We start from the raw sequence: 11,821 nt of genomic DNA on the forward strand, positions 1-11,821 counted from the left end.
AGACATACGAAACGGCCCGCCGGACAGGCCGGCGGGCCGCTTCGGAAGGTACCGCGAATCAGGCGGCGGCGTTCACCTCGGCCGGCGTGTCGGCGATGACCGACTCACGGCGCTTGGAGACGATCACGGCGGCAGCGAGGATCACCACGGCCACGACCGCGATGACGATCCGCAGCGCGGTGTTGGTGTCGTCGCCGATCGCCGACATCCCGACGACCGCCGGAGCGATCAGCACCGAGACCAGGTTCATCACCTTGATCAGCGGGTTGATGGCCGGACCGGCGGTGTCCTTGAACGGGTCACCGACGGTGTCACCGATGACGGTGGCCTCGTGCGCGGGCGAACCCTTGCCGCCGTGGTTGCCGTCCTCGACCAGCTTCTTGGCGTTGTCCCAGGCACCACCGGAGTTGGCCAGGAAGACCGCCATCAGGGTGCCGGCGCCGATCGCACCGGCCAGGTAGCCGGCCAGCGCCGCGGCGCCGAGGCCGAAGCCGACGGCGATCGGCGCGGTCAGCGCGAGCAGACCCGGGGTGGCCAGCTCCCGCAGCGAGTCGCGGGTGCAGATGTCCACGACCTTGCCGTACTCCGGCTTGCCCGTGCCCTCCATGATCCCGGGGATGTCGCGGAACTGGCGACGGACCTCGTAGACGACCGCACCGGCGGCGCGGCCGACCGCGTTGACGGCCAGCCCCGAGAACATGAACACGACCGCGGCACCGAGGATCAGGCCGACCAGCGTGCCCGGGTTGAACACCAGGGCCTCCGCCTCGAACTTGGCGTAGTTGTCGGCCAGCGAGGAGCGGATCGCGTCGGTGTAGGACCCGAACAGCGCGGTCGCGGCCAGCACGGCGGTCGCGATCGCGATGCCCTTGGTGATGGCCTTCGTGGTGTTGCCGACCGCGTCCAGCTCGGTCAGGATCTGAGCCGCCTCGCCGTCCACGTCACCGGACATCTCGGCGATGCCCTGCGCGTTGTCGGAGACCGGTCCGAAGGTGTCCATCGCGACGATGACGCCGACGGTGGTGAGCAGACCGCAACCGGCCAGCGCGATCGCGAACAGCGCGACCACACCGGACCCGCCGACCAGGAACGCGCCGTACACGGCCGCCGCGATCACCACGGCGGTGTAGACGGCGGACTCGAAGCCGACCGAGATACCGGACAGGATCACGGTCGCGGCGCCGGTCAGCGACGACTTGCCGACGTCCTTGACCGGCTTGTCCTCGGTGCCGGTGAAGTAACCGGTCAGCGCCAGGATGACGGCCGCCAGCACGATGCCGATGATCACCGAGACGGTCGCGATCAGCCGCGGGTCGCCGTCGGTCGCGGCGATCGACTCGGTCGCGCCGGTGAGGTCCTTGAAGCTGCTCGGCAGGTAGACGAACGCCGCCACCGCACAGAGCACACCGGAGACCACCGCGGAGATGTAGAACGCGCGGTTGATCGTGCGCAGACCGTTCTCGCCGGTCCGCGGGCGGGTCAGGAAGACACCGAGGACCGCGGTGAGCGCGCCGATGGCCGGCACGATCAGCGGGAAGATCAGGCCCTGCTCGCCGAACGCGGCCTTGCCGAGGATCAGCGAGGCCACCAGCATCACGGCGTACGACTCGAACAGGTCGGCCGCCATACCGGCGCAGTCACCGACGTTGTCGCCGACGTTGTCGGCGATCGTCGCGGCGTTCCGGGGGTCGTCCTCGGGGATGTTCTGCTCGACCTTGCCGACCAGGTCGGCGCCGACGTCGGCGGCCTTGGTGAAGATACCGCCGCCGACCCGCATGAACATCGCGAGCATCGCGGCGCCGAAGCCGAAGCCCTCGAGCACCGTCGGGGCGTCACCCTTGAACAGCAGCACGACCAGCGCGGCGCCGAACAGGCCGAAGCCCACGGTCGCCATGCCGACGGTGCCGCCGGTGCGGAACGCGACCCGCATCGCCGGGTCGCGGCCTTCGTCCCGCGCGGCCGCGGCGACCCGGACGTTGGCGCGCGTCGCGAGCCACATGCCCAGGTAGCCGATCGCGGCGGAGAAGCCCGCGCCGACCAGGAAGAACACCGAGCGGAAGATCTTCAGCGTGGTCTCGTTGCCGCCGTCGGTGTGGGCCGGCAGCAGGAACAGCAACAGGAACGCGACCACGGCGAAGATCGACAATGTCCGGAACTGCCGGTTCAGGTACGCCGAGGCGCCTTCCTGAACCGCCGCGGCGATCGTCTTCATGTTCTCGGTGCCATCGTTCGCGGCAAGCACCTGGCCCCGGAAGACCATCGCGATGACGACCGCGAGAATCGCGATCACCCCGACAACGATCACCAGTGTGGTGTTGCTCGACGAAAGATCCACCGCTTGTGCAGCAAGCAGCGCGGACATCCGTCCTCCTTGTAGGCAACCCATCCAGGCTTGACGGCCCCCGTCTGCCGCAACCGAAGGGTTGGGGAAATACGACACAGCGCCAGTGGACTGGCGCGGTGGGTTACTCTAACGGGTTCCCGACCAGACCTGACGACAGGGTGGTCTACGCCATACCGGGTCGGCCCGGCAAGACCCCTGCCGCAACCTGGGCGGAACAATCACCGAAAGTAGTGGGGCGGCCACCGATTCGCGTCGTCAGATCGCCGAGGCGACGTCCGGATGGATGTCGAAGACCTTGGTCAGGCCGGTGATCCGGAAGATCTTCAGCAGCCGTTCCTGGGTGCAGACCAGGGACAGGGATCCGTCGTGGGTGCGCACCCGTTTCAGGCCGCCGACGAGCACGCCGAGGCCGGTGGAGTCCAGGAACTCCACGCGTTCCAGGTCGATGACGATGTCGTAGACGCCTTCTTCGACGAGCGTGGCGATCTTCTCCCTGAGCTTCGGTGCGGTGTAGACGTCGATCTCCCCCGCAACCTCGATGACGGTTCGCCCGCCCTCGGCGCGCGCGGTCAGCGACAGATCCACTTCGGCCTCCGATCCCGTGAACTGCTGCATTCAACCATGTACGGACCGTGAGTAAGACCCGTTGCCGAAAACTCTTTCATCTCGTCCCACCGAAGTCGATTCCCCTCCGGAAAAAGCCGCGTGCATCCGCGCGTGCATTCTCAGCGGGCTCTCAGCGAGGCGGCCTTTGTCCATGCGGGGCACTAGGCTCACGATATGCGTGCAGGTGGTGAGGCGGCTGCTGTCCTGAAGCGCCTGGCCGCCGGTCGTGACGACCGGTTGACGCATGTCGAGTCGGTGCCGCCGCGAGTAGGACAAACGTGTGATTGGCCGCGCTGGGTGCCGTCCGAGGTCCTCGACCAGTTGCGCGACGCCGGCATCACGGCCCCTTGGACTCATCAGGTCGCGACCGCCGAAGCGGCGTATGCGGGCAGACACGTCGTCGTCGCGACCGGGACGGCATCCGGCAAGTCGTTGGGGTACCTGCTGCCGGCCTTTGCCACGTTGAGCGTCGCGCAAGCCGCTTCACCACACCGCCGTACTGCTTCGGTGCTGTACCTGTCCCCGACCAAGGCGCTCGCACACGACCAACTGCGCGCGGTCTCGGCGTACACCGTGCCCGGTCTGCGCGCGACGACGCTGGACGGCGACTCCGAGCGCACCGAGCGGGACTGGGCGCGGGACCACGCGACGTACGTGCTCAGCAACCCGGACATGCTGCACCGGTCGGTCCTGCCGAACCATCAACGCTGGGCGCGATTCCTGGGCTGCCTGCAATACGTCGTGGTCGACGAGTGCCACCACTACCGCGGCGTCTTCGGTGCGCATGTCGCCGGCGTACTGCGGCGGCTGCGGCGGGTCTGTGCGCAGTACGGGGCCAATCCGATCTTTGTCTGCGCCTCGGCGACTGTGGCCGAGCCGGCGTTGTCGGGCGAGCGTCTGACCGGGCTGGAGATGGTGGAGGTGGTCAATGACGGCTCTCCGCGCGGCGGCATCGCCTTCGGCCTCTGGGAGCCGCCGCTGACCGCCCTGCGCGGCGAGAACGGCGCCCCGGTCCGTCGGTCCGCAACAGCCGAGGTGGCCGACCTGCTGACCGATCTTGTCGTCACAGGTGTCCGCACGGTCGCCTTCGTCCGCTCGCGGCGTGGTGCCGAGACCGTGGCGATGACAGCCCGGGACAACTTGGCCGAGGTCGACCCGGCGCTGACCGAACAGGTCTCGGCGTACCGGGCCGGTTATCTGCCGGAGGAGCGTCGGCGGCTCGAGGGCATGCTGCAGAGCGGCGAGCTCACCGGTGTCGCGGCGACGAACGCTCTCGAGCTGGGCATCGACATCGCCGGACTGGACGCCGTACTGCTCTCAGGGTGGCCTGGCACCCGCGCCTCACTGTGGCAGCAGGCCGGTCGCGCCGGGCGCGCCGGTGGGGACGCGGTGGCGGTCCTGATCGCGCGGGACGACCCGCTGGACACCTATCTCGTGCGTCATCCGGCCGCCATCTTCGGTCGTCCGGTCGAGGCGACCGTGTTCAACCCGGAGAACCCGTATGTGCTCGGGCCCCAGCTGTGCGCCGCTGCCCAGGAGCTACCGCTGACGCCCGACGACTTCGAGATCTTCGGCGGGACGACGGCGCAGGTGATCGCACAGCTCGTCCGGCAGGGCGCGCTGCGGGAGCGGCCGCACGGCTGGTTCTGGACGCGCCGGGAGCGGGCGGTCGACGCCATCGACATCCGGTCCGCCGGCGGGAAGACGGTGCAGATCGTGGAGGACCGGACCGGTCGTCTGCTCGGCACGGTCGATGGCGGCTCGGCCCATGCGTCGGTGCACGAGGGCGCGGTCTACGTGCACGCCGGAGAGTCGTACCTGGTGCGGTCGCTGGACCTCGAGGAGCACGCGGCCGTCGTCGAGCCCGCCTCGCCCGACTACACGACCTTCGCGCGGGACGTGACCGAGATCAGCATCCTCGCGACCGAGGAGACGTGCAACTGGGGTACGGCGGAGCTGTCGCGCGGCTGGGTCCAGGTGACGAGTCAGGTCATCTCGTACCAGCGCAAGCTGATCGCGACCGGCGACGTACTCGACGAGCAGCCGCTGGACCTGCCGGAGCGCACGCTGCGGACCAAGGCGGTCTGGTGGACGATGCCCGACGCCGCGGTCGAGGCGCTCGGGCTGGCCGACGTCCCGGGCGCGGCCCACGCCGCCGAGCACGCGTCGATCGGCCTGCTCCCACTGTTCGCCACCTGCGACCGCTGGGACATCGGCGGCGTCTCCACCGCCCGGCACGCCGACACCGGCCGCCTCACGGTCTTCGTGTACGACGGCCACCCGGGCGGAGCCGGATTCGCCGAACACGGGTACGCCGCGGCGCGTGAATGGTTGACGGCGACACGCCAGGCGATTGCACACTGTGAATGTACGGACGGCTGCCCTTCGTGCGTACAGTCGCCCAAGTGTGGGAACCAGAACAACCCACTCGACAAGAGCGGCGCGGTGGCGTTGCTCTCCGCATTATTGAGCAGTGAGGCCTGACGAGTCCGGCAGTCTCCGGACGGAGAGGCAGCGTGCCATGGTCGTCCTCGGAGTTGTTCTGATCGTTCTGGCCGTCCTGTTCGGCCTGGGGGTCTCGGTGTCGTCCACCGCCTCGACGACGATGGAGGTGTTCGGCGTCGACTTCGGTGTCTCGGTGCCGACGATCTTCTTCCTCGGCGCGGTGGCCGGTGCGGCACTGATCGCCGGCCTGTGGCTGACGAAGAAGGGACTCGGCCGCGGCTGGCGGCGGCGCAAGGAGATGCGTGAGCTGCGCGCCCAGGCGGCGAACACGTCGAGTGACACGGTCGGAGGAGAGATCACGGAAAGTGACGCCTCTGCCGATATCCCGCCACGCCTCGAGGGCGCACCGGAGGCCCCGGCCGACGAGCGCCTGGCGACCGAGCAGGAGCTCGCGCCGGACCCCAGGGACACCAAACAGCCCCACTGACGACTCTGTTGCCTACGGCATCTTCCAACGCAGTTCGCTACCGGAATCGCAGTGGATTGCCGTAAGATCTCGAACACCTCACAACGACGGAACAGCGGCCTCGCATCCCGATGTAGATGCCTTGCGCAACGACGTCCGCCTGGCAGTTAGTTGCCATTGGCATCAAGTTTCGCAAGATCGGCATAACCTCCTCGGTCGCACCTGTGCCTTACTTGTTGTGGCGTCAACGTCGCGCTGAGTCACTGCCGGCGTTCCGGCTCGCGCCACGGGGTCCCGACGACCTGACGCCAAGCGATGGCACGACCTCTGGAGGTTGTCTTGATCATCCGAAAGCTGTTCAGTCGCACCGGCGTGGTGGTGCTCGCGGTCAGCGTGGCGATCGCCACCGCCGTACCGGCCCAGGCCGCGAACCCGGCACCCCGTGGTTCGACGGCACCGGGCGTCACCGTGGGCGTGGCACAACAGATCGCCACCCGCTCCGACACCCGCTACTGCCTGACGTTCGTCGCGGCCGACAAGGTCCCGATGGCGGTCATGATGGCGTGTGCGCCGGGCAAGGAAGGCAAGACCCAGGAGTGGATCTACACCGAGTCCGGCCAGCTGCAGGTCGCGATGAGCAAGAGCGTCGGTGGCGCCCTTGCCGCGACCGGAGCCTGCCTGGACAGCGGTGCGGACCTGGCCAAGGTTCCGGCGTCCGCTCCACTGCTGGTCCTGCCCTGCCGTGACGGCGACGGCCAGAAGTGGAACTACGACGAGGACACCGGCACGTTCGTGAACGCCGCCAGTGGGCTCGCCCTGACATCGCTGCTTGGCAAGGGGAAGGCCAAGCAGGCGCAGCCGACCGGCACGATGAGCGCCGCGGGCACGCCGATCCAGGCCTGGAGCGGCCTTCCGATCCCGAGTCTGGACATCCTGGGCGCGGTGCTGGCACTCGTGAACGCGCTGCTGGCGTCGCTGGGCCTGGCCCTGCCGCTGCCGATCGCGGGCGCGGCCGCCAGCCTGCTGTCGCTGCTCAGGCCGCAGGTCCCGATCCCGGCCCAGATGACGGTATTGCCGAAACAGATGATGCAACTGGCCCAGAGCTGAGCCGAGGAGGACAGCAGCCGCTAGCCAACGAGAGGACGGCCGGCCCCGACATCGTCGGGGCCGGCCGTTTCTCTCTCCTTGTCTCTCGTGCCGTCGCTCTCGGTCGGCCGGGCGGTGCTCGGGGATGAGTTCCGGGATGCCCGCTGCTTGCGCGTCAGCGGGAGCCCGGTGTCGTCACCGCGCGGCCCTCGGTCACCACCAGCACCAGCAGTGGCAGAGCAGGTCGTCGACAAGGCAAGCGACTCCGTGGAGCAGTCTCACGTCTTTCACCTCCGATCCGCTGAACCGAACGGCAAGACAGTAACTCCACCGATCACCCTCTGTATCTACTCAACTACCTGTTGCCACAGAACCTTGAGCATCCTTTAACTCTTCCGCAACGCATCCCGTGGGATCCGAACTTGACAGTCCGTAGTTGGTTGCCTATAGCACCTGACAACGTTTACCCAGGGTTGGGAAAAAGTCTTCACATAGTCGCCGGAGAGTGCCAATGTTTGACCGGCACGCCCGCTGGACCACTTCTGCTAGGAGCCCTGATGCGATCTCTCTCGCGGTTGACCACCGCCGGCGTACTCGGCGCCGCGGCCCTCGCCCTGCTCACCGGATGCCTCGGCTCGTCCGATTCCGGCACCGGCGACCAGGACGCGAACCGGAACGCCGACGCCAAGAAGGTCGAGCTGACCTTCGGTTCGAACTCGGTCAAGGGCGGTAAGAGCAGCGCCGGCGCGACCTTCGTCGAGGACGTGCTGATCCCGAAGTTCGTCGCCGACCAGAAGGGCAAGGGCGTCGACGTCACGGTCAAGTTCCAGGGCGACGGCTCCGACGACGAGGTCTACAAGCAGAAGCTGTCCCTCGACCTGTCGAACAAGTCCGGACCTGACCTGTTCCAGATCGACGGCATCTGGGTCGGCGAGTTCGCCCAGGCCAACTACATCAAGCCGCTCACCGACACCGTCGGCGATGCCGCCAGGGTGGACGACTGGGACGGCTGGAAGCAGATCCCGGAGTCGGTCCAGGCGCTCGGCAGCTACAACGGCAAGCGGTACGGCGTGCCCGGCGGCACCGACGGCCGCGTGCTGTACTTCAACAAGAAGCTCTTCCAGCAGGCCGGACTCCCCGCCGACTGGCAGCCGAAGTCCTGGGACGACATCATCTCCGCAGGTCAGGCGCTGAAGAAGATCGCCGGCGTGACTCCGATCCAGATCAACGCCGGGACCGCGATGGGTGAGGCGACCACCATGCAGGGCGTGCTGCCGCTGCTGGTCGGCACCGGCGCCACCGTGAACTCCGACGGCAAGTGGCTGGGCGACACCCCGAAGCTGCGCCAGATGCTGGACTTCTACCGCAAGATCTACAGCACCGGGCTCGGCGACCCGGTGCTGCAGCGCGAGGCCAAGGGCCGGGACAAGTCCTTCGCCGAGTTCGCCGCGAACAAGATCGGCATCCTGCTGGAGGGCGACTACTTCTGGCGCAGCGTGGTGGAGCCCAAGGCGGGCGTCGCCAAGATGGCCGACCGCGACACGGCCGTCGGCTACGCCCTGATCCCGGCCGCTCTGCCGGGTGCAGGCGTGAGGGGACAGGACTTCGTCTCGATGTCGGGCGGCGGCGCGACGGTGATCAACCCGAACACCAAGTTCCCGCAGCAGGCCTGGGAGTTCCTGCAGTTCATGAACTCCGCGGACATGGTGAAGGCCTCGCTCGACGGCGCCGCCAAGATCACCCAGCGCAGCGACGTCAACAGCGAGGTGCTCGCCGGCGACCCGATGCTGAGCTTCGTCGCCGAGAAGGTCCTCCCGCTCACGCAGTACCGCCCCGGACTGGCGGAGTACCCGAAGATCTCGGCCGCGCTGCAACAGGCAACCGCGGACGTGGTCGGCGGCAAGAGCACCGACGCTGCCGCGAAGGCCTACCAGAAGGCGGTCGAGGCCGCGGCCGGCGGCAAGGACAAGGTCGCCGGCAACTGATGACCTCCGCTTCCGCACCCGCGCCGGCTCAGGCACCTGAGCCGGCGCGGCAGACCCGCCGACCGGCCCAGGACGTAGCCGGGCTCGGAGTCTCCCGGGCGCTCGGCTTCGTCGCGCCCGCGATGCTGCTGATCGGCGCGTTCCTGATCTTCCCCGCGCTTTGGACGATCTACATCGGCGTCACCAACTACCGGCTGACCGGCGTCGAGGCCGTGTCGCCGTCGGTCGTCGGGTTGTCGAACTACACCAAGGCGCTGAACGACGCCCTGTTCCACAACGCGTTGTGGCTGACGCTGCTGTTCGTGCTCGGCTCCGCGATCATCGGGCAGAACGTCCTCGGCTTCACGCTCGCGTGGGTGATGCGCCGCACGCGCCCCGCCGTACGGCGAACCGTCGAGGCGTTTGTCCTGCTCGCCTGGATCCTGCCCTCGACCGTGGTCGCGTACCTGTGGGTCGCGTTCTACGACCGCGACGGCGGCACCCTGAACAGCCTGCTCGGTACGCCGGGGACCGCGTGGCTGATCGACTACCCGATGGCGTGCCTGGTGGTCTTCAACACGTGGCGCGGCACGGCGTTCTCGATGATGCTCTACTCGTCGGCGCTGCAGGCCGTGCCGCCGTCGCAGCTCGAGTCGGCGCGGATGGTCGGCGCGTCGGGCTGGCAGACGCTGCGGGACGTGGTGTTCCCGCACATCCGCGGGCACGTGCTGACCAACACGCTGCTGATCTCGCTGTGGACGGCGAACGACTTCTCGCCGTTCCTGCTCACCAAGGGCGGGCCGAACCACGAGTCCGAGACGGTGCCGGTCTACATCTACAACGTGGCGTTGCAGGGCGGTGAGCTCGGGTACTCGTCGGCCATCTCGTTCCTGCTGCTGATCGCGAACCTGCTGGTCTCACTGGTCTACCTGCGGCTGTTGCGGAGGCGCTCGTGACGACGTCCTTTGTGCTGCGCCGGATCGGCTTCTACGTCCTGATCTGCGCGATCACGCTGTTCTTCGCCGTACCGATGCTGTGGATCGCGTCGGCGCCGTTCGACGCGTCGCCGGGTCTCGGCGTGCACTGGCCGGACTGGACGCTGGAGAACGTCCGGAAAACGCTGGACCACCCGTACGCGATGCACTCGATGGTCAACTCGCTGCTGATCTGCGTGACGACCGCGGTTGCCGTCACAGCTTTTGCCGCATTGGCCTCTTATGCACTGTCGCGGGTCCGCATCCCCGGACGCGACGCCCTGCTGTACGGGTTGCTGCTGCTGTCCTCGGTCGTCACCGGGACGGCGGCGATGGTGCCGATCTTCGTGATGATGTTCCAGCTCGGGCTGATCGACTCCCGGTTCGGCGTCGCGCTGGTGATGACCGGCGGGCTGTTGCCGGCGGCGATCTTCATCCTGAAGGACTTCGTCGACGCGGTGCCGAAGTCGTACGAGGAGTCGGCGCGGGTCTTCGGTGCGTCCACCGGCCAGATCCTGCGCGACGTCGTCCTGCCGGTCGCCCGCCCCGGGCTGGCGACCATCATGGTCTGGGCGTTCGTCAACTCCTGGGGCAACTTCCTGGTGCCCTTCCTGCTCATCCGGTCGATCGACAAGCAGCCCGGTGCGGTGCTGATGCAGACCCTCACCGACGAAGGCGGCAGCGTGAACCTGCAGGTGCTGCCGGTCTTCTCGCTGCTGTTCTCGATCCCGGTCGTCGTGCTGTACCTGCTGGTGAACTCGCGTTACGGGTTCCGTTTCCACGGAGGGATCAAGAGCTGATGGCGGGCATCGACATCGAAGGCCTCGCGACCGTCTACCCGAACGGCGTCCGCGCCGTCGACGGGCTGGACCTGCACGTGGCCGACGGCGAGTTCTTCGCCCTCCTCGGTCCGTCCGGTTGCGGCAAGACGACGCTGCTGCGGACGATCGCGGGCCTGGAGACCGCGACCGAGGGCACCGTCCGGATCGACGCCGCGGACGTGACCCGGATGGAGCCGGGCAAGCGCGGTGTGGCGATGGTCTTCCAGGATTACGCCTTGTTCCCGCACATGAGCGTGTCGGAGAACATCACGTATCCGTTGAAGGTACGCCGGGTCGCCGCGGCCACTCGTGCCTCGGTCGCTTCTCGCACCGCCGGCGAGCTCTCGTTGGACGGGCTGCTCGAACGCAGGCCGGGACAGCTGTCCGGCGGTCAGCAGCAGCGCGTCGCGCTCGCCCGCGCGATCGCGTCCGAGGGCAAGGTCCTGCTGCTCGACGAGCCGCTGTCGAACCTCGACGCGCGGCTCCGGCTCGAGGCCCGTACCTTCCTCAAGAAGCTCCAGCGCGACCTCGGCATCACCACGGTCTTCGTCACCCACGACCAGGCCGAAGCACTCGCGCTCGCCGACCGCATCGCCGTCATGGACTCGGGCAAGCTCCGGCAGCTCGGATCCCCTCGTGAGGTCTTCGCCCGCCCCGCCAACACTTTCGTGGCGAACTTCATCGGGTCGACGCCGATGAACCTGCTGCCGGGCAAGGTGCTCGGCGACGGCACCGTGTCGGTCGCCGACGGGTCGTTGCCCGCAGCCACCTCCTCGACCCCGGCGGACGCGGAGGTCACGGTCGGCATCCGGCCCGAGTACCTGACCCTCTCCACCGGCGACATCACCGGCCCCGCCCTGCGCGGCGAGGTCGTAGTCGCCGAGAACCTCGGCACCCAATCACTCGTCACCGTCGACTGCGCCGGCACCCTCATCGGCGCCACCGTCCCCGAAGAAGCCGAGCCAACCCCCGGCACCCCCGTCACCCTCACGGCCCCCGCGAGCCGCGTCCTCCTCTACACCCAAGACACCGGCGAACTCCTGTCGCCCGAACCAGCGTCCGTCCTGTGATGCCACCGCACAGTTCGTCCAAGAACGGGGCCTGTCTGATGCCGG

At 68.1% G+C, this 11,821-nt stretch carries 9 protein-coding genes; 7 read left to right on the plus strand and 2 right to left on the minus strand.

The genetic code is table 11. The features are described 5' to 3' along the window. Positions 1 to 58 precede the first annotated feature (58 nt). Together ABZW60_RS07850 and ABZW60_RS07855 are read right to left on the minus strand one after the other, a co-directional pair. On the minus strand, positions 59 to 2,362 hold the full coding sequence (locus ABZW60_RS07850; RefSeq protein ID WP_355474975.1) for a sodium-translocating pyrophosphatase: 2,304 nt from the start codon (positions 2,360 to 2,362) through the stop codon (positions 59 to 61). Positions 2,363 to 2,599: 237 nt separating this feature from the next. Further along, positions 2,600 to 2,929, minus strand: a complete 330-nt coding sequence (locus tag ABZW60_RS07855; protein WP_355475853.1) for an STAS domain-containing protein — start codon at positions 2,927 to 2,929, stop codon at positions 2,600 to 2,602. Between the two features lie 195 nt (positions 2,930 to 3,124). Here ABZW60_RS07855 and ABZW60_RS07860 point away from each other — a divergent pair, with 195 nt between their 5' ends. From ABZW60_RS07860 to ABZW60_RS07890, 7 genes are all read left to right on the plus strand, one after another. Next, positions 3,125 to 5,434, plus strand: a complete 2,310-nt coding sequence (locus ABZW60_RS07860) for a DEAD/DEAH box helicase (protein WP_355474976.1) — start codon at positions 3,125 to 3,127, stop codon at positions 5,432 to 5,434. A 37-nt stretch (positions 5,435 to 5,471) separates the two neighbouring features. After that, complete coding sequence (locus ABZW60_RS07865) at positions 5,472 to 5,882, plus strand: hypothetical protein (protein ID WP_355474977.1); 411 nt, start codon at positions 5,472 to 5,474, stop codon at positions 5,880 to 5,882. A 318-nt stretch (positions 5,883 to 6,200) separates the two neighbouring features. Then, positions 6,201 to 6,968, plus strand: coding sequence for a hypothetical protein (locus ABZW60_RS07870; protein WP_355474978.1), 768 nt, complete (start codon positions 6,201 to 6,203; stop codon positions 6,966 to 6,968). Positions 6,969 to 7,504: 536 nt separating this feature from the next. Further along, a complete protein-coding gene (locus ABZW60_RS07875) occupies positions 7,505 to 8,932 on the plus strand; it encodes an extracellular solute-binding protein (protein WP_355474979.1) in 1,428 nt (475 codons plus the stop codon). Beyond that, entirely contained in the window at positions 8,932 to 9,867 is a 936-nt protein-coding gene (locus tag ABZW60_RS07880) for a sugar ABC transporter permease (RefSeq protein WP_355474980.1), read from the plus strand. Before ABZW60_RS07875 ends, ABZW60_RS07880 begins: the two co-directional genes overlap by 1 nt. After that, positions 9,864 to 10,685 (plus strand): carbohydrate ABC transporter permease, encoded by an 822-nt coding sequence (locus ABZW60_RS07885; protein ID WP_355474981.1) that lies wholly within the window; start codon positions 9,864 to 9,866, stop codon positions 10,683 to 10,685. Before ABZW60_RS07880 ends, ABZW60_RS07885 begins: the two co-directional genes overlap by 4 nt. Then, entirely contained in the window at positions 10,685 to 11,776 is a 1,092-nt protein-coding gene (locus ABZW60_RS07890; RefSeq protein ID WP_355474982.1) for an ABC transporter ATP-binding protein, read from the plus strand. The genes ABZW60_RS07885 and ABZW60_RS07890 overlap by 1 nt, the downstream gene beginning before the upstream one ends. The last annotated feature ends 45 nt before the right edge of the window (positions 11,777 to 11,821 follow it).

Source organism: Kribbella sp. NPDC003557, assembly GCF_040610805.1.
Lineage (GTDB): Bacteria > Actinomycetota > Actinomycetes > Propionibacteriales > Kribbellaceae > Kribbella.